Genomic DNA, 18,425 nt, shown 5'->3' on the forward strand with positions numbered 1-18,425 from the left:
CATTTTCCATAACAGGGGCGCTTTCCTATTACAGAAAATACCGGCGGCAGTTACATCCTGCCGCCGCCTTAATATTCATTATTTTCTATTTTATTAAGCTTTATTCACATAATCCATGAATTCCTTCGTTTTTGACCAATACTTTATGCCCCAGTTTTCGAAATTCCACTCCTCCATATATTCATTGCATTCAAAATCGATATACCAGATGAATCCGTCTGACGCCACGAAGTTCGTAGGAAAATAATCGATGTTCAGATTCAGAGGGTAAAGCAGGCCGCACATATGACGAATCTGCTCCCGATATCGCTCTTCCATTTTTCCCGTAAGAATCAGCTCATATACGGTAGGCCCGTCTATATACTCCTTTAAAATCCTTTCCTCTTTTTCATCTGATGCAAGGAGCTTTGGAATCCGTATACCGCTTTTTTCCAAGCGGGCGTAATCGCGCATTTCCGCTTCCAGCTTATTTCCAAATTGGTAGTAATCGCAGGGTTCATGATGAATTTGTTTTAGCACATACCTTCCGCTTTCATCCTCCGCCAGATAGGAATATCCTCCCTTGCCTTTTCCCAGAAGCCCTATTACCGTATATTCTTTACCGTTGACCCGCATTTGTTCCATACTATTTTTCCTCTCTTCCTTTCCACTGTGAGAAACGCACCTTAATCCACCAGCCCAGCATGATGTCCGCTCCTATCCACGCCAGAACCTCCCCGTAAAACACTCCGCTTTCACCGATGAAAAGCGGCAGTGTCAGCGCACAACCGCATCGCATCACAAGTTGTACTCCGCTGGAAAACATAGGAAGTATCGAATTGCCCATACCCTGCACACAGGCACGCGTTATATACAGCAAATATAAGAGCGGGAAAAAGCATGCCAGCACGATGAGAAAATGATAGCCTGTCCCTATGGCTGCATTCACATCTGCCACATCTCCTGCCAGGAAAAGGCGCAGAATCTTCTTTCCAAGTACCAGCATAATGGTTGACATAAGTAACGCTGTCACTATCCCTATCGCACTTGCTGCCCGCAGTCCCTTCCTTATTCTGTCATAAAGCCCTGCACCTAGATTCTGTCCAGTGTAAGTAGACATTCCGTAGCCATAGGAAGAAGCAGCGATTTCCAACAGTCCATACAGCTTATTGGCTGCCGTATATCCTGCAATAAAGAGTACTCCGAAGCCGTTGATCACAGACTGCACCACCATTCCTCCAACCGCCGTTATCATATTTTGCAGTCCCATAGGTATGCCGAGCCTGCACTGCTCCAAAAGCATCGGCATTTCCATCCTGCACTCTTCCCCCGTAAATCTCAGTATCTCTATTTTATGCAGCTGCACGAAACAAAGAACTGTTGCCAAAAGCTGGGCCAGCACGGTTCCCAAGGCCGCACCTTCCATTCCCCAGCCGAATCCGAACACGAACAATATATCCAGTACGATATTGCAAAGAGAGGCCGCCGTCATAGCCCGAAGGGGCGTGCGACTGTTTCCAAGTGCCCGAAGAATGGCTGAAAATAAATTGTATGCCATGGTAATCGGTAACCCGGCATATAAAATCCGCAAGTAGCCATGGGAAAGTCCGATAATTTCATCCGGCGTATGTAATAATCGAAGAACCGGATAAATAAGCGCTAATCCTGCCAAAGTGAATAGTACCGCTCCCGCTGCTGACAGATATACCGCGCTTATGACGGCCTTTTTCACCCCTTTATAATCGGCAGCCCCAAAACGCTGGGCAATTGCCACCGAAAAGCCTTGCGTCAGACCCTGAATAAATCCAAACAGTAAAAAAATCATCCACTCCACTGCGCCTACTGCTGCAAGGGCCTTTACTCCCAGTGCCTGTCCCACTATAATCGTGTCAGCAAAGGTATAAAGCTGCTGAAACACATTACCGATAAGAAGCGGCACAGCAAAACCAAGCATCAGTCTGCCCGGGCTTCCTACCGTCATATCCCTCGTTGTCTGCATAACCTTTTTTCAAGTCTCCTGTCCTGCCTGTGAACAATTTCATCGTTCCATCTGTTTACGACATAATATATATCTCAGATTTTATCATATTTTCTTCCATTTATATATCTTTATATCTGTCTTCTGCATATTGAACCTGCCACAGCTTTTATTCCGCGCGCGTAGCTGTGCATCCATTCTTTCTGCAACAGGTGCTCTTTCCTAATTATAGAACAAAATGCAGGCAGATATTATTTTTCCTATCTGCCTGCGCTTTGTTTCCTTCTTCTATTCACATTTTCTTATCGGAATCCATATTTCGCTTAAATACGAGTCACTGTTCATATCTTCTTCCGAGTACCATTCCAGTTCCGGCGCTTCCACTTGCTCATAGCCGGAGTTCGGGAACCATTCCGTAAAAATCCGCTTCCATATATTCTGCTGTGCCTCAGGCAGTTTGCCGCGGCACTCGAATTTCACGTACTCCTGTTCCTTGATAATAAGCTCCTTCATGCCCTCCAATAACGGTGCATCGGACTCTACAGCTATCATGTAGTCGAACTCCTCTCCTTTTGGATTATAGCAGACTCCGTAAAATTCCGGCCTTCCTTCCTTGCAGGTATCCATCATCTTTTCCATGATTCCGTCTTCACATGCATCCTGCCACATCTGCGGAATAACCCTGAAGTTTTCTCCGTTTACCGTAGTAATCGTTTTCACGGTTCCTGCCAACCGAAATCCTTGCACTTTTTCAATACGATATTTCATTTCACTCACTCCTTTGATTGTGATCTTAAAAGAAATCTTGGGATACAAAGTAAGAAGAACACCTTTTTCTCTCGCTTCCTTCGGCGTAATTCCGTGCAGATTCTGAAATGCTCTCGCAAAAGATACCGGCGAATCATAGCCATATTTTAACGCGATATCGAGCACATTTTCCCCACCCTTTTGAAAGTCCAGTGCCGCCAGGGTCAGCCTTCTTCTGCGGATATATTCCGCCAGGGGAACATCCGCGATAAAGGAAAACATCCGTTGAAAATTATAAGAAGAGGAGCATGCTCTTTTTGCCGCTTCCGTATAATCAATCTCTTCTGTCAGATTGTCTTCTATATAATTCAGCGCAGCATTCATTTTGTCCAGCCATTCCATCTCTTTGTCCCTCATTTCCTTATTGATTGTTACAATACAATCATAGGATAGCTTTGCTTTTCATGCGCAACTTTTTCTGCCCGAAAAAATAAAAGTTTATTTAAATAGTTTTATCAGGCTGCTTAACAAATACATAGGCAGCGGAGTCTGACATCGCCTCCTCATAACAGTATCCAAGGCGGTCAAAGGCTTTCAGACCTTCCGCATCCTCTACGCTTCTTTCCGCCATAAAACGTACCATCTCCCCCCTGGCCATCTTTGCCTCGGTTCCCTTGGTCACCAGCTTTCTTCCGCCTTTTTTATCCTCCCTGTAAGTAACAAACTGACAAGTGATAAACGCTGTCTCCGGCGGCAGATGCGCTTCCACCGCTTTACTGTATTCCTTTGATGCAAGATTTACAATGAATTTTTCTTCCCGGGCAAGCTTCCGGGCGATGAGCTCTCCCCAAAAATCATATAGACTATTATAGGTAACACCGTTTTGTCCCATATCGATTTTCGCCTGCATCTCCAACCGATAGGGTACGATTCCGTCAGCCGCCCGAAGCAGTCCGTAAAAACCGGACAATATGTACAAATGCTCTTTCACATATTCCCACTGCCTGTCATCAAAGACAGATGGTGACATGTGAAGATATTGGAGCCCCTCGTAACTTAGCACCGCAGGGGTCAGACATTTCGTCAAGTCCATCGTCTTAAGCCGTCTCTCGTTCAAATCAGCGATAGCATCGTTACATTTCCACATTTGCTGGAGTGTTTTCCTATCCAATGTTTTCAAATAAATCTTCAAAGTTTCGGCCTGCTCCAAAAAGAATGGGAGGGTTTCATAGGGGAGTAAATCCTCTCTTACATTCATCTTTTTAGCAGGAGAAATAATAATTTTCATACTTATAGCCTTGCTCTTTCCGGTGTCCGCAGACTTTGCCGCAGAGTAATCCTTTCATTAAAGTTTCCCCTTTTCAGAGTTCCCCTTTTATATGATACCCTTTCATCTTCAGAGCATTTAACGCCTTTTCAAAGTTTTCTTCTTTTACCAATATGTAGTCCGTATTATAAGTAGAGATTGCAAAGATTCCAATTTTTTCTCCGGCCAGAACTCCCGATATTTCCGAAAGGATTCCTGTTAATGAAAAATCCAGAACGCCTTCAATCCGAAACGCTCTCCATCCATCCTCCCGCTGCGTTGTATTCTGAGGCACGAACTGCGTGCTGCAAACGAACGAAAGCTCTTCGTCCGTCTTGCCAAGAAAGCAAAATTCATCCTCAAAATTTATCCCTTTCATATTCTCCAGCTTACACACACTAAACGCTCTGTCAATTATTTTTATATCCATATCCTATCCTTTCACAGCTCTCTGTTTTCTTTATAACTTCTTCTTTCTGCCAAATCACCGAACACTTGCCGCTCCTTTATTTTTCGCCTTCATGTATGCGATAAAGCCTCCGTTCACACTCGGAGGCTCAATCCAAAAAGCTTTTTTAATTATAACTGATTTCTTATAAAAAGTATACCTTGTCCGCAAGCGGACAAAGTATGTTTATGCACACTCGCTCTGCTCGGCGCAGTATAATATTGTTAAAATATTATACCTTCCATCTCTTCTGCAAGCTCCATTCTTTCTTAATCCAGCCTGCGGCTTCATGGCAGCAATTCATACACAGAAATGCTGAGTAAAATGCTATAAGGTTTGAAAAACATATGATTTTACGCCAGCTTCCACCCTTCTGCTTTCTCCCGCAGCCCTACAAAACGCTTATATAACCCGTCCTGTGCGATTAGCTCCTCGTGGGTTCCTTTCTGTATAATTTTCCCTTCGTCCAGCACAAGTATCTGCTGTGCGTTCTCGATAGTGGCAAGCCGGTGTGCAATAACAATCATCGTCTTGCCTTTAGACAAGGCAGAAATCGCCCGTTGGATCAAATGTTCGTTTTCAGGGTCTACGCTGGCGGTAGCTTCATCCAGAATAATAACAGGCGCATCTTTTAAAATCGCTCTGGCAAGGGAAATACGCTGCTTCTCTCCGCCGGAAAGGGAAGAACCGCCTTCTCCGACCACCGTATGATACCCATCCGGAAGCTTTTCGATAAAATCGTGACAGCATGCCTTCTTTGCTGCCGTAATAATTTCCTCCATAGATGCCTCCGGCTTTCCGAAGCGGATATTATTTAATACCGTATCATGAAACAAATAGACATTCTGAAATACCATACTGATATTGCTGAGCAGGCTGTCACAAGCCAAATCCCGAATATCTGTTTCTCCAAGGCAGATACGGCCTTTGTTCACGTCGTAAAACCGGGCCAGAAGGTTACAGACGGTAGTCTTGCCGGAGCCGGACGGACCTACAATAGCCGTAGTGGTACCCTGCGGGATTTCAAATGAAATATTATCCAATACCTTCCTCTTATCGTATCCGAAGGAAACTCCCTCAAACCCCACCGAAAAATTAAGAAGCGGCTTATGAACAGAGTCCTCGTCGATAAAACGGGCTTTTTCAATCTCTTCAATTTTATTCATAGCCGTCTCCATAAGCTCCATGGTATGCGCCGCATTATTGACCTGTTCTACCTGGGAGAACAACTCGAAGGAAAAAATAGCCATCATAAGAAAAACGGGCAGCGGCAAGAAGCCGTCTACAGTCATTAAGGCCGTCACTAATACGACAGCGACAGAGGCAAGCTTTAAACATAGTTGATGCATTGCATTGCAGCCCACATAATCCAGTTCGATTTTAATATTTATTTTTCTATGGGAACAGTAAGCATCCCGGATGCCCTGCACTGCCACCCCCTCCTGCCCATACGCTTTGACCACGGCAATTCCCCGGATATACTCGATTACCGCTGTAATCAGCTCGTTTTGGGCTTTCTGATGTACTATAGCATTTTTATGGCTTCCTTTACTGAGAAGATACAAAAAGAAGCCTGAGCCCGTAATTCCCAAAATGCAAATGAGTGCAGCCTGCCAGCAGAAGAAGCCAAGACATGCAATCATTGCTGCCGCATGAATGTACGCTCCCACCAAAGTATCCGTCATCTTCATGGCATACATTTCAAAAACAGACAAATCGGTAGTGACCGCACCGCTGATTTCTCCCGTGTTATTCTTATCGAAAAAGCCCAGGGATACCCTTTTTAAAATGTCGCCGATACGAATACGCTCTTCTGCGGTTTTTTCATAAGCGATGCTCTCCTGAAAGGTCGCCCTCAAATAGGAAAACAAGAAACGCCCCAAAATGACTACGATCATAAATACAAGCGCCCACAGTGCCAAAACAGGTGATAATTCTATTTCATCCCGACTATCCTTGATCATAAGGTCCAGAAAGTAAGCCGCCCCCATAATCGGCATCGCCGTAAACATCGTTTGAAGAAAGGAAAAAAGGAATCCCCAATATAAGCGCCTCTTACGCCCGCCGGTCCACCGGATAATACGTTTCATCGTTCTAAACATGATATAATTCCTCCCTTCCCGCACTCGAGGCAGACCAATTCTTAGCTCCTATGTGCGACTTCCACATTTCCTTATATAAGGAACAGGTGTTAAGAAGTTCCTGCTGCTTCCCCTGTGCTTCGACCCTTCCGTCCTTTAAAACAATGATATTGTCTGCCTCCTTAATCGTTGAAAGCCGATGCGCAATTACCAGCAGGGTTTTTCCCTCGGTAAGAGCCGCTATGGAAGCCTGAAGCTGTGCCTCATTCTCCGGATCTGTAAATGCGGTCGCTTCATCCAGTATAACAATCGGTGCATTCTTTAATATAGCACGGGCAATGGCAATCCTTTGCCGCTCACCGCCGGAAAGTCTGCCCCCCGCTTCTCCTGCGGTTGTGTTCCAGCCTTTTTCGAAGCGGCCGATAAATTCATCGCAGCAAGCTGCTTTTCCGGCCGCAAACACCTCCTCGTCCGAGGCCGCCGGATTCCCCAGTCTGATATTCTCCATCAGAGAACAGTTGAATAGAAAATTCTCCTGCGATACAAAGCTGACCGCCTCAGAAAGCTGCGAAAAAGGAATCCTTCTAATATCCTCTCCGCCTATCGATATGTAACCTTTCGATACATCCCAGAATCTGGCTATCAGCCGCGCTACCGTCGATTTGCCGCTGCCGGAAGGACCTACAAGAGCGGTGAAGCTGCCCTGTGGAATCGTCAGGCTTATTTCCTGCAGGACATCTCCGTGCTTATCGTTATAGGCAAAGGATATATCCTGAATCTGTATGTCATATCCTCTTAACTTAACAGGCTCTTCTGCTTCCGGGAGCTCCGGCATATCCAGTATTTCATTCACATCACCGATTGCATACTGAATGGACTTGAAATCGTTCACTGCAACGGTAAACCAGCTTGCGGGACCGATGATGCTCATGGAAAGAATCATTGCAAGAGTTATCTGCGCGGGCGTAAGCGCGCCGTTTAAATACAGCAGAATCCCCACCGGCAGCACCCCCAGCATTGTGGCGGGTAAAATAGCGTTGCCCAGATTCATCAGCCCCCACGTAGAGCGAAACCAGTCGAGAGTAAATTCCTTAAAGCTTTTTACCGCCTCCTCATACTTCCGATAGGACCCGGCAGACCGGTTAAAGGCCTTGATTACCTGAATGCCCTCCGTATACTCGATAATTACGCTGTTGACATGATTAGATGCCTTCATATACTTATCGTATTGTGACCCGTAACTTCGCATCATAACGGCATACACCGCCCCGCCAAGGGGGACGCAGGCGAGGGCTGCCAATGCGATTCTCCAATCCATGAATAGCATATAGCCAAACACGCATACAGGCAGAAGCAGTCTGGAAATTCCTTCCGGAATCATGTGGGCCAGCGGAAGCTCGATGGTCTCCACTCTGTCCATAATAATATTCTTTAGATTTCCCGCCGTTTGGGACAATACATTTCCAAGCGGTGCCCTCATCAGCTTACGGGACAGTTCCAGCCGTATGCTTTCCAGAATCCGGTAAGCGGACACATGCGAGAAGCTCGTAGATATACCATGAAATAATAGCTTTACCACATACCCTCCGGCAGAAACACCCGACCATAAAAGAATCGTCCGGGGAGCAGCGTTTCCTCCAAAAAACAACAGGATAATCTCGTATACCCCAAGATAAGGAACCAATCCGCCCGCCACACTGATAACAGCGAAAAAGACAGATAATATCATTTTTCCTCGGCACTCGCTGGCAAAGGAAAGCACCGATGTAAACGTACCTTTTTTCTTACTTTTCTTCATATCGAAGCACCTCCAATGTTTAATCAGAAAAATACGCAATGCGTACTTTTTTGATTTTATTAATAAAGACGCCCCCCAATTTCGCCAGACTTTTAAGGTCAGGACATATTGAGGCACGTCTCTTATTATATTCTGTCCAATTTTCTCCGTCTGCTCCGGACACGCATTATGCGCTCCATTCAGACAGCGCTTTTCCTGTACTCCGACGGACTCATTCCGATAACCGATTGAAAAGCCGACGCAAATTTGCTCGCATTCTCATAACCAACCCTCCCGGCAATCATCACGACGGAATCCTCCGTATTTTTCAGCATCAGCGCGGCAGCGTTCATGCGGTAGGATTTCATATATGCGTAGATAGACGTTCCATACACACCTTTAAAGCATAGCTTCATCGATGTGAGCGGAAAGTTGAAACGCTCTGATAAGTCGTCAAGGGTATACCGCTGCTCCAAATCGTCAGTGAGCAGTGACACAATATCTTTTACCTTTTCTACCTGCGACCTGTAGAAATACGGACGTTCACCGCCTTCCTCCGCCACCTCCGCCGCATCCAAAAATAAAAGAAGCTCCAGCACCTTTATCCTGAAATATTGCATTCTCACATGGTCCGCCAAATGATACAGCTCTGAGAAAACATGCTCGATCTGTTTGCCTGCACGCATGATAAAGGCCTTGTTCTCCGGGCAGAACTTCTCCTTCAGCTTTCTGATATCCACAGAAAATCCATCCATCACATAACGCAGGGATTCTCCTGCTTCATCAATGCAAAAACCGATGGTAAGGCCATGATAATGTTTCAGCGGAAAACGAAAATCCTGGCAGTGATAGGTTCTTGAATTAATCTGTACATCTCCGGCTTCAATATAAACATATTTATTCTGCTCTACCTTCCACTCAATCCTGCCCTCGCGGCAATGATCGATGCAGAACATTTCCGTCTTCGGCCGAAAGCCTGAAAAGCAATGCTCCATATGAAAATCGTTATACAAAAGATACACACCGGGAAATACATCGTAAACAGTCATGATGCCTTCTCCTCCCTCATCTCTAAGGCGGAATACGGCACAGTCATCATTTTCACAGACCTTGCATACATTATCTCCCATATCTTTCGCATCAAAAATCATAGCACACCTCTTTTCCCAACAAGTCTCCGGCAAAAAACTCCATCATCTTTGCCCGTCCCACTTCATCAAGAGGGTAGTTGCCCCATATCCGCCCTTTTTCGATATGCAAAATATGGGTGGTACAGGAGAGAATCAGTTCAGGGTCGTGAGTTACAATAAAAATAGTTTTGCCTTGCTTTTGCAGCTCTCTGATACTTTCCGCCACCTCTTCCATATGCCGAAGATCCAAACCGCTGGTAGGCTCATCGAATACAAGGATACTGCGTCTTGATGCTAACGCCGAAGCGATTGCAATACGCTGCTTCTGTCCGCCGGACAGCGCCATGGGATGGGTCTGCTTAAAGGATAGCAAATCGAGGGCTTCCAAAATGCTCTCTGCCGATTTCTCATCTTGCTTTTCCATAGACATCAGTACTTCGTCCAGCACGCTTTCGGAAAAAAGCTGGTGATTCACATCCTGCATGACCATATAGCATGAATCGAGTCGTTTTCTCGCCTTACAGATATCCCCCTGATATTCAAGTATGCTTCTGTCCTTTCTCAAGAGTCCGCAAAGACTTCTTACAAAGGTAGTTTTGCCTGCCCCGTTGTGACCGATTACGGCAATCACTCCATTTTCGGGCAGTTCGGCAAATGGGATATCCAAAAGCCGTTCTCCCCTGGAATAAGAAAACTGAACATTTTTAACAGTCAGCCATTTCTTTTCGGAATCAGCACATGCACCGCAGCCGTTCAGTCTGGTAAGAGCCAAACTCCTAAGCCCCCTCTCACGAAAGAAAGAAGGCGGCATTTTATAGAATTCTTCTCCCGTATATTCTTCACGGATTTCACCGTCTCTCATATAGAGTACCCTGTCTGCGATTCCCTGCATAAAATAAAGGCGGTGCTCGGCAATCAGTATCGTCTTTCCCTCCGCCTTCCATCCGGCTATAATGCTCTGAAGGTCATTCACGCTCCGCATATCCAGATTGGAGGTGGGTTCATCCAGCACGATGATGCCCGGTCCCAATGCGCTGACGCAGCCACAGGCGATTTTCTGCTTTTCTCCGCCGGAAAGCTTAAAAATGCTTCTGCCTAACAGCGGCTTAAGGGAAAGCTCGTCTGCAGTCTGCGCAACGCGTTTAAGCACCTCCCCTTCCCTCATGCCGAGATTTTCACAGCCGAAGGCCAGCTCGCTGGTAGTATCTACATTGAAAAACTGGGAACGAGGATTCTGAAAAACAGAGCCTACCGTTTTCGCCAAATCATACAGCGGAGTGTCCTGTATACTCTCGCCGCATACTCTCATCTCCCCGGACAGAGTTCCCTCATAATAGTGGGGAATCAGGCCGTTTACCAATCTGGTCAGGGTCGTTTTTCCACAGCCGGATTCGCCGCACAAGAGAACAGCCTCCCCTTTCCTTATATGTAAATTGATTCGTTTTAACCCGGAAGTACCGTCTTCACCTGTATAGCAAAACCGGAGGTCTTTAAACTCTATCATTTTTGCTCCCATCTGCCCGCTTTAGCGGGCGTACAAGTCACGGAGAGTAATATTACGTCACTTTTTCCAAAAGCAGGGCGATCACGCTGACTGCACAAATAAGCATTGCCGCAGCGTCATATCCCTTAAAGCCTATTTTGCATATATTGGTACGTCCTATCGGTGCTCCCAGACCTCTGGTTAAAGCTGCAGCCGATAGTTCTTCTCCGATTTTCACGCAGGAGACCATCAGAGGAACCATGCGATATTCCAGCATTTTAGCAGGCTTACCTCCGCCGAAACGGATTCCCCGCATACGCATGGCATCGCCAATTGCGCCATACTCCTGCGTAACTGTAGGGAAAAAGCGGAACATGACGGAAAGCGGAATGGACAGCTTCTGCGGAAGCTTCATCCTCTCCATGGCCGCCATAAATTCACTTACCGTAGTGGTGTTTACAAGATAACTGCCCATAGCGATTCCCGGCATAAACCGGGCGAACATACCGCAGCAGGCTATAACGATAAAGTTCACAAAGCCGGTGGTCACGGGAACTAAAAATATTTCTCCTGCAAAAGCAAATGTATATACTGTCGTATAGATGACTGCCGCTTTCCACTTTCCCGAACACAAAAACAAGAGAAGAGGAACCGCGGTAAGCACCGGCTTTATTACATTCATCGCACCGCCGCTTCCGCCTCCTATCAGCACGGAGGCGCTTGTCACTACCAAGAGCATTTTTGTACGTGGATCCAGCATTGATCCTCCTCCCTTTTGTGAGCTTTGCATCAATTCTTTCTCCATCACGCAATTCCCGCCCTAATAAAATGCTTTTTCAAAAGCGATCTGCCGAGAAGTGCCCCTAACAATCCTGAGATGAAGCTGGCAGCAAGCAGCGGCAAAAGACTCCAGTCCGGAATATAGCCCATAAGAGTATCCGCATACTCCTGACCATACCCTGAAATCAGCATATCGTAATAATTACCGCGGGTTATGACAATGGGAATAAAATTGCCGATTACCCACATGGAAAATATGCCATATCCGAAAATGCTCTTTTTTACGCTTGAATAGCTCCCGGATTTCAGTATGAGGTCTGCAAGAACACCGAACAATGGTGCCGTGAAAATCACCCATACTCCCATGCCCATCAATGCTATGACGATTCCGATCAATACTGCCATAATAGTAACCAGTCCAAACTTTTTTACCTTCGTAAGAAAAAGCATGAACGGGATGCCTCCGATTACCGGAACCAACACGGATAAAAGCGGGATAAAAATAGGAATATAGCCAAGCATGGCTACCGCCATAGTGACGACAAACATAATTGCCGTAAAAATTCCGACATTAATTAAATCCTTTGCTTGTATCTTTTGCTTCATAAAATAATTCCTCCTCATTTGGTTAGATACAACTAACCATAGATTTATTTGAAAGGCCCTGCCGAAGCCAAGCCTTTCATGAAGCGAGTATATCACCCTGCCCGCACTTTCTCTGCCCCAAAAGGCCGCGAGCAATCCAAAAAGACATAAAGTGTCTAAGTGGAGCATAATCGTTACTTGCGTAACGCAGAAAAAATCCTTTTTTTCTCATAAGGAGCTTTATCGACAGCTACTGCCTGATAGCCTGTATTCTCTATCACGCTTTTCAGCTTCTCTTCGTCAATATCCTGCTCGGCGAGAATGACCATACGTCCTTTACTATGGGAGGACGTAACTTTTTTTACAGAAAAAGCTCCTCTTACCGCGTCGTTTAGATGAGCTTCACACATGCCGCATTGCATGCCTTCTATTTTTATTGTAATTTCAATCATTTCTGCACTTCCTTTTTACCTTATCTAAGTACCACCAAATTACTTTTATGTACTTTTTTTATATGCGCCTGAAAAATCACATACCGGCATATGTTCGTTCTTAATTATAGATTTACAATAGTTAGTTTTTGCTAATCTATTGAAGAAGAATAGCACCGTTACCATCACTTTGTCAATATGAAAACTCAATTTCATAGGGATATTTGCCCTTTTGCCTAGCGTGCGCAGCTGCGCATCCATTTTTATGTAATAGATACACTTCCCTATTTACATGAAGAGAACATTCGACCTTTGTTCCTCCTCTTTAAAGTACAAAAATTATCATTTAGCCATAAATCCTTGACAATCGTCCTCTCTTTTGCTTAAACTATAACAGCGTTATATAACATTGTTACATACCATCTTACTACCTAGAGGAGAACAAATGGGCGAAACGAATACTTTGCAGAATATTTTAAATGCCGGCATGGCTGAATTCATGGAGAAGGGGTTTAAATCAGCTTCTCTGCGAAACATCGTAAAAAATGCAGGCGTTACTACCGGTGCCTTCTATGGCTATTATGCCAGCAAAGAGGAATTATTCGACGCATTGGTTTCTGAGCCGGCCGACTATTTCATGAAAGAATACAAAAAGGTGCAGTATGATTTCAAAAAGCTCCCTCCTGCGGAGCAAGAGGAAAGCATGGGCAAAGAATCCGGCAACTGGATGCTTTGGATTACCGATTATATTTATGACCACCTCGAGGCATTTCAGCTAATTATCAGCCATTCTGAGGGTACGAAATATGAACATTTTATACATGAAATGGTAGAAATCGAAGTGGAAGCCACCCATGACTTCATTACCGTTATGCGAGACAAAGGGAAAAATCTCCGGCATATCGACCCGCAGTTGGAACATATTCTGGTCAGCGGAATGTTCACCGCCTTCTTCGAGGTAGTCGTTCACAACATGCCAAAAGAACAAGCCAAGGAATATATCAACGAACTTCGGGAATTTCAGACGGCAGGATGGATCAAAATCATGGGGTTTTAATGCCCCCTTTTTTTGCTCTTTGGTTAGTTGTAACTAATTATATAATCAACAATATTTAAGGAGGTATCGATTTGAAAACACAATCGAATTTATCACGATTAATGGGGTATGCAGGAAGTTACCGCTATCTCACTTATTCTTCATGGGTTCTTTCCGCACTGAGCGCGCTCATTGCACTCGTACCGTTTTGGTATCTTTGGAAAATCATTAAAGAGGTACTGACGGCCCTTCCTGATTTTTCCCAGGCAACAGACCTTACCCATAATGGTTGGATGGCTGTATTATACGCGATTTTGTCCATGTGCATTTATATTGCCGGACTGATGTGCTCCCATCTGGCGGCCTTTCGCGTAGCGTCAAATCTTCGTACGGAAACGATGCACCATATTGTCAAGCTGCCCCTGGGCTTTGCCGAAAGCTTCGGCAGCGGAAAACTAAGAAAAATTGTAAACGAATCCAGCGGAGCCACGGAGACCTATCTCGCCCATCAGCTCCCTGACAAAGCGGGAGCAATTGCGACCCCCTTGGGCCTCTTGGTTCTTTTGTTCGCCTTCGACTGGCGGCTTGGACTTTTAAGCCTGCTGCCCGTTCTGCTTGGCTTTCTCATCATGATGAGCATGACCGGTTCCAGAATGCGGAAGAAAATGGTGGAATATCAGAATGCACTGGGCGACATGTCCAACGAAGCTGTGGAATATGTCCGCGGCATTCCCGTCGTTAAGACTTTCGGCCAGACAGTGTTTTCCTTCAAACGCTTTAAGGACTCCATCGACCGCTACAGCGTATGGGTCACCGCTTATACCAAAAGCTGCAGACTGCCTATGCTCTTTTATACTACCTCAATTAACAGCGTATTCGCCTTTTTAATTGCGGCAGGGCTTCTTTTTACAAGAAACGGCGTAACCGAAGAATTTCTTCTGAATCTCCTTTTCTACATTATCATCACACCGGTCATCTCCGTAACCCTGACTAAAATCATGTTTCAGAGTGAAAATGCCTTGATTGTGGACGATGCATTACGGCGAATAGACAGCGTACTCGATTTGCAGCCGCTCTCCCGCACAAACCATTCCAAGCATCCTGCCTCCAACTCGGTGGAGCTTCAGGACGTTACATACAGCTACGACGGAACAAAAAATGCTCTGGAACATATATCCTTAAAAATCGAGGCCGGGCAGACCGTAGCCTTCGTAGGTCCATCCGGAGGCGGCAAGACTACGTTAGCCAATGTCATCAGCCGTTTCTTCGATCCCCAAAACGGCAGGGTATTGATCGGCGGAGTGGATGTAAAGGACATCGATAAAAAGGAATTAATGAACACGGTATCCTTCGTCTTTCAGAACAGCCGCCTCATCAAGGCTTCCATTCTGGAAAATGTGAAAATGAGCAGACCGGAGGCTACCCGTGAAGAGGTCATGACGGCCCTTCGAAACGCGCAGTGTATGGATATCATTGAAAAGCTTCCCAACGGGGTGGATACGGTCATCGGCACAAAGGGCATTTACCTCTCCGGCGGAGAACAGCAGCGTATCGCTATCGCCAGAACTCTTCTTAAGAATTCTCCTATTGTTCTGCTGGACGAAGCTACTGCCTTTGCCGATCCGGACAACGAAAGCCGTGTTCAGGCAGCATTTTCCGCCTTGGCAAAGGGACGGACAGTTATTATGATCGCTCACCGCCTTTCAACAATTGCAGATGCCGACCGCATTTTTGTTGTCAAGGATGGGCATATCGTTCAAAGCGGCTCCGGCGAAGAGCTTGCCCGGATAGACGGTCTGTTCCGACAGATGTGGAATGACTATCAGACCTCCATACAGTGGAAGGTCGCAAAGGAGGTATAACGGATATGGTAAAAAAATTACAAAGAAAATTCGCTCTGTCCGAGCAGGGTGCAAAAGATTTAATCAAGGGAATTCTCGCCGGTACCCTGCAAAATATCGCATTCATGTTCCCTGTCGGACTTCTGTATTATTTGGTAGGAGATTTGCTCCGAGGAGGCGTTTCCGGTAGCCGGGCATGGTTTTACGGCATCGGCAGCCTTTTATGTCTGCTGCTCATTTTGGGAATCACAAGACTTCATTACGACACTACCTACCTCGCTACCTACGTGGAGAGCGGAGTTCGCAGAATATCCCTGGCAGAAAAGCTGAGGCAGATTCCTCTTTCCTTCTTCGGCAAAAAGGACCTCGCTGATTTGACCAGCACCATCATGGCAGACTGTACCTTTTTGGAAACTGCTTTTTCTCACTTTATTCCCGAACTGTTCGGTTCCATGATATCTACAGTTCTCATCTGTATCAGTCTCTTTTTCTTTGACTGGCGCATGGCGCTTGCCGCACTCTGGGTCGCTCCTGTTTCTTTTGCAATCGTAGCTTTCTCTGCGAAGGTTCAAGAAAGGCTGAGCCAAAAGTCTATGGACGCAAAAATGGCCTGTGCCGACGGAATTCAGGAATGTCTAGAGACGGTACAGGATTTGAAGGCGAATAATGCGGAAGAATATTATTTAAGCGGGCTGGATGAAAAAATCAAAGCAGTGGAAAAAAGGGCTGTAATCAATGAATTCGTCACTGCAGCCTTCGTAACCTCCGCTATGCTGATTTTGAAGCTAGGCATAGCTACCGTGGCTCTTGCAGGCTCAGCGCTGTTAATAAACGGCTCTTTGGATGTAATGACTTTCTTCTTATTCCTGCTTGTGGCTTCGCGTCTATATGATCCCCTTCAGAGTGCATTGCAAAATCTGGCGGCTGTCATTTCTACCCGTGCGAACATCGCCCGTATGAATGAAATACTCGACCATCCTGTTCAGGAAGGTGTCAACGGCTTGACCAATGATGGATATGACATTTCATTTGAAAACGTATCTTTTGCATACAATACGGGAGATACTATTTTGAACGGAGTTTCCTTTACTGCCAGACAGGGCGAAGTTACCGCTTTAGTCGGTCCTTCCGGCGGCGGCAAAACCACCGTTTCCAGATTGGCTTCCCGCTTCTGGGATGCAGATAAGGGAAGAATAACAGTCGGCGGCATGGACATATCGAAGGTAGAACCTGAAACGCTGTTATCCCTGTTTTCTATCGTATTCCAGGACGTAACCCTATTCAATAATACGATTATGGAAAATATCCGTATCGGGAAAAAGGATGCCTCCGACGAGGAAGTGCTTGCAGCAGCAAAACTCGCCAACTGCGACGAATTCGCCCTAAAGCTTCCTAACGGGTATCACTCCGACATCGGAGAAAACGGCTGTGAATTATCTGGCGGAGAACGTCAGCGCATTTCTATCGCAAGGGCATTTTTAAAAAATGCACCCATTATTCTGTTGGACGAAGCCACAGCCTCTTTAGATGTGGAAAACGAAACCTCCATCCAGACAGCGTTGTCCAGACTGATAAAAAGCAAAACTGTCCTCATTATCGCTCATAGAATGAGAACAGTTGCCGGAGCGGATAAAATCATCGTACTATCCGAAGGACGCGTCGCCGAACAAGGCAGCCCCGACGCTTTGTTAAACCAAAAAGGCATCTTCAGTCACATGGTCAAACTGCAAACGGAAAATCAGCACTGGACTCTGACTTAATTATAAAAAACGGCACCGCAGAACTAACCATGGTTAGACTGCGTGCCGTTCTCTTTTCATTATTCGAACTCAAAGTGCTTGATTCTCTCATACTCTTCCATGGTAATTTCCAGCACTGTTCCGTGCTTGAAGCCATAAGGAAAGGCAAACTGAGCGTCCGAGCGCTTAAAAATTCCCTTGGAAATATCCTCGCACAAGAATGGTACATATCCCTGCCCTTTTCCCGGCACTCCGTAATAATCTAACATCAGACACCATCTGCCGTCTTCCAGCCGGAACGCAGTAGGCGCTTCATATACCCCCTCCTGCAGCTTGCTCATCTCCTCATCAAAAGACTCCATCCGTTCAAAGGGACCGGTAGGGCTTATACTCTTCAACAAGATAATCGTGGCCGGATTCTTCTCACTTTTTACAAATAAATAATAAACGCCGGATTCTTCTACCATGCAGGAGTCGATAATCCCACAGTCCTCCTTGCGATACAAAAGCTTCGGCTCAGAGAATTTCTCAAAGTCCTTCGTCCGCGTATAATAAATCGCTTTATCCCCATAATCGTTACATACGTGGGGAGAGGACCAGTGCAAAATATAATCCTCCTTCTCTCTATCCCGAATAATATCCGGCGCCCATCGACAGCCGAATTCCCCGCCGCCAAGCGTAATCATCTTCTGCCATGACCAGTGAATCAAATCTTCGGATTCCCACATGACAAGCTCCCGGCTTCCATTTCTTCCGATTTCCTCCCAAGAATTATGGTACTGTCCGGGCATCCCGTAAGCCAGACTTAAATCTGTGGCAAAAATACGGAATTTATCATCCCGTGCCCTTACGACCGTGAAATCCCGTACTCCTTTATCGCCTTCATAACTCCAAAGCACCGGGGCTCCTCCGTTCACTTCTTCCCAGGTAAACCCGTCTTTACTCAATCCAAAATATACCTGCTCGCCATCCGGCGTCTTCTTTTCCTTAAAATGCACAAATAAATATGCTTTCATTCGTTTTATACCTCATTTCTGATTATGTTTGTTTTATTCCTTCTCTTATTGTATTTAAAATTATCTTC

The 18,425-nt window shown here is 45.7% G+C and carries 16 protein-coding genes; 3 read left to right on the forward strand and 13 right to left on the reverse strand.

The genetic code is table 11. From position 1 onward, the window contains the following. Positions 1 to 93: 93 nt before the first annotated feature. The 12 genes from CC90_RS0109780 to CC90_RS0109840 form a co-directional block, all read right to left on the reverse strand. Entirely contained in the window at positions 94 to 624 is a 531-nt protein-coding gene (locus tag CC90_RS0109780) for a BUD32 family EKC/KEOPS complex subunit (RefSeq protein ID WP_031390590.1), read from the reverse strand. A 1-nt stretch (position 625) separates the two neighbouring features. Next, positions 626 to 1,978: an MATE family efflux transporter gene (locus CC90_RS0109785; RefSeq protein WP_031390591.1), complete on the reverse strand. Its 1,353-nt coding sequence runs from the start codon at positions 1,976 to 1,978 to the stop codon at positions 626 to 628. Between the two features lie 267 nt (positions 1,979 to 2,245). Continuing rightward, entirely contained in the window at positions 2,246 to 3,106 is an 861-nt protein-coding gene (locus CC90_RS0109790) for an AraC family transcriptional regulator (protein WP_031390592.1), read from the reverse strand. A gap of 100 nt (positions 3,107 to 3,206) precedes the next feature. Continuing rightward, a complete protein-coding gene (gene yaaA / locus CC90_RS0109795) occupies positions 3,207 to 3,992 on the reverse strand; it encodes a peroxide stress protein YaaA (RefSeq protein ID WP_031390593.1) in 786 nt (261 codons plus the stop codon). Between the two features lie 73 nt (positions 3,993 to 4,065). Then, complete coding sequence (locus CC90_RS0109800) at positions 4,066 to 4,440, reverse strand: ACT domain-containing protein (protein ID WP_031390594.1); 375 nt, start codon at positions 4,438 to 4,440, stop codon at positions 4,066 to 4,068. A 371-nt stretch (positions 4,441 to 4,811) separates the two neighbouring features. Beyond that, positions 4,812 to 6,560, reverse strand: a complete 1,749-nt coding sequence (locus tag CC90_RS0109805; protein WP_031390595.1) for an ABC transporter ATP-binding protein — start codon at positions 6,558 to 6,560, stop codon at positions 4,812 to 4,814. After that, positions 6,553 to 8,337, reverse strand: a complete 1,785-nt coding sequence (locus CC90_RS0109810) for an ABC transporter ATP-binding protein (RefSeq protein ID WP_031390596.1) — start codon at positions 8,335 to 8,337, stop codon at positions 6,553 to 6,555. Before CC90_RS0109810 ends, CC90_RS0109805 begins: the two co-directional genes overlap by 8 nt. A gap of 179 nt (positions 8,338 to 8,516) precedes the next feature. Then, positions 8,517 to 9,467 carry a helix-turn-helix domain-containing protein gene (locus CC90_RS0109820; protein ID WP_031390597.1) on the reverse strand — a complete coding sequence of 317 codons (951 nt, stop codon included), beginning with the start codon at positions 9,465 to 9,467 and terminating at the stop codon, positions 8,517 to 8,519. Further along, positions 9,457 to 10,950: an ABC transporter ATP-binding protein gene (locus CC90_RS0109825; protein ID WP_035315559.1), complete on the reverse strand. Its 1,494-nt coding sequence runs from the start codon at positions 10,948 to 10,950 to the stop codon at positions 9,457 to 9,459. Before CC90_RS0109825 ends, CC90_RS0109820 begins: the two co-directional genes overlap by 11 nt. 52 nt (positions 10,951 to 11,002) lie before the next feature. Next, entirely contained in the window at positions 11,003 to 11,689 is a 687-nt protein-coding gene (locus CC90_RS0109830; RefSeq protein ID WP_242843265.1) for an energy-coupling factor transporter transmembrane component T, read from the reverse strand. 44 nt (positions 11,690 to 11,733) lie between these two features. Next, a complete protein-coding gene (locus CC90_RS0109835; protein ID WP_031390600.1) occupies positions 11,734 to 12,315 on the reverse strand; it encodes an MptD family putative ECF transporter S component in 582 nt (193 codons plus the stop codon). Positions 12,316 to 12,488: 173 nt separating this feature from the next. Next, positions 12,489 to 12,746: a heavy-metal-associated domain-containing protein gene (locus CC90_RS0109840; protein WP_031390601.1), complete on the reverse strand. Its 258-nt coding sequence runs from the start codon at positions 12,744 to 12,746 to the stop codon at positions 12,489 to 12,491. 424 nt (positions 12,747 to 13,170) lie between these two features. Here CC90_RS0109840 and CC90_RS0109845 point away from each other — a divergent pair, with 424 nt between their 5' ends. From CC90_RS0109845 to CC90_RS0109855, 3 genes are all read left to right on the forward strand, one after another. Beyond that, positions 13,171 to 13,782, forward strand: a complete 612-nt coding sequence (locus tag CC90_RS0109845; RefSeq protein WP_031390602.1) for a TetR/AcrR family transcriptional regulator — start codon at positions 13,171 to 13,173, stop codon at positions 13,780 to 13,782. 71 nt (positions 13,783 to 13,853) lie between these two features. Beyond that, complete coding sequence (locus CC90_RS0109850; RefSeq protein WP_031390603.1) at positions 13,854 to 15,623, forward strand: ABC transporter ATP-binding protein; 1,770 nt, start codon at positions 13,854 to 13,856, stop codon at positions 15,621 to 15,623. Positions 15,624 to 15,628: 5 nt separating this feature from the next. Then, complete coding sequence (locus CC90_RS0109855; protein ID WP_031390604.1) at positions 15,629 to 17,362, forward strand: ABC transporter ATP-binding protein; 1,734 nt, start codon at positions 15,629 to 15,631, stop codon at positions 17,360 to 17,362. A 59-nt stretch (positions 17,363 to 17,421) separates the two neighbouring features. Here CC90_RS0109855 and CC90_RS0109860 read toward each other — a convergent pair whose 3' ends face one another. Beyond that, positions 17,422 to 18,357, reverse strand: coding sequence for a glycoside hydrolase family 43 protein (locus CC90_RS0109860; protein WP_031390605.1), 936 nt, complete (start codon positions 18,355 to 18,357; stop codon positions 17,422 to 17,424). Positions 18,358 to 18,425: the final 68 nt, after the last annotated feature.

The organism is Kineothrix alysoides (assembly GCF_000732725.1).
In the GTDB taxonomy this organism is placed as follows: domain Bacteria; phylum Bacillota; class Clostridia; order Lachnospirales; family Lachnospiraceae; genus Kineothrix; species Kineothrix alysoides.

Excerpts from the sequence above, each read along its gene's own strand:
- CC90_RS0109860 (WP_031390605.1), bottom strand. The coding sequence starts at position 18,357 with ATGAAAGCATATTTATTTGTGCATTTTAAGGAAAAGAAGACGCCGGAT.
- CC90_RS0109790 (WP_031390592.1), bottom strand. The coding sequence starts at position 3,106 with ATGGAATGGCTGGACAAAATGAATGCTGCGCTGAATTATATAGAAGAC.
- CC90_RS0109780 (WP_031390590.1), bottom strand. The coding sequence starts at position 624 with ATGGAACAAATGCGGGTCAACGGTAAAGAATATACGGTAATAGGGCTT.
- CC90_RS0109810 (WP_031390596.1), bottom strand. The coding sequence starts at position 8,337 with ATGAAGAAAAGTAAGAAAAAAGGTACGTTTACATCGGTGCTTTCCTTT.
- CC90_RS0109855 (WP_031390604.1), top strand. The coding sequence starts at position 15,629 with ATGGTAAAAAAATTACAAAGAAAATTCGCTCTGTCCGAGCAGGGTGCA.
- CC90_RS0109825 (WP_035315559.1), bottom strand. The coding sequence starts at position 10,950 with ATGATAGAGTTTAAAGACCTCCGGTTTTGCTATACAGGTGAAGACGGT.
- CC90_RS0109845 (WP_031390602.1), top strand. The coding sequence starts at position 13,171 with ATGGGCGAAACGAATACTTTGCAGAATATTTTAAATGCCGGCATGGCT.
- CC90_RS0109805 (WP_031390595.1), bottom strand. The coding sequence starts at position 6,560 with ATGTTTAGAACGATGAAACGTATTATCCGGTGGACCGGCGGGCGTAAG.
- CC90_RS0109835 (WP_031390600.1), bottom strand. The coding sequence starts at position 12,315 with ATGAAGCAAAAGATACAAGCAAAGGATTTAATTAATGTCGGAATTTTT.
- CC90_RS0109830 (WP_242843265.1), bottom strand. The coding sequence starts at position 11,689 with ATGCTGGATCCACGTACAAAAATGCTCTTGGTAGTGACAAGCGCCTCC.
- CC90_RS0109820 (WP_031390597.1), bottom strand. The coding sequence starts at position 9,467 with ATGATTTTTGATGCGAAAGATATGGGAGATAATGTATGCAAGGTCTGT.
- CC90_RS0109840 (WP_031390601.1), bottom strand. The coding sequence starts at position 12,746 with ATGATTGAAATTACAATAAAAATAGAAGGCATGCAATGCGGCATGTGT.
- CC90_RS0109785 (WP_031390591.1), bottom strand. The coding sequence starts at position 1,978 with ATGCAGACAACGAGGGATATGACGGTAGGAAGCCCGGGCAGACTGATG.
- yaaA (WP_031390593.1), bottom strand. The coding sequence starts at position 3,992 with ATGAAAATTATTATTTCTCCTGCTAAAAAGATGAATGTAAGAGAGGAT.
- CC90_RS0109800 (WP_031390594.1), bottom strand. The coding sequence starts at position 4,440 with ATGGATATAAAAATAATTGACAGAGCGTTTAGTGTGTGTAAGCTGGAG.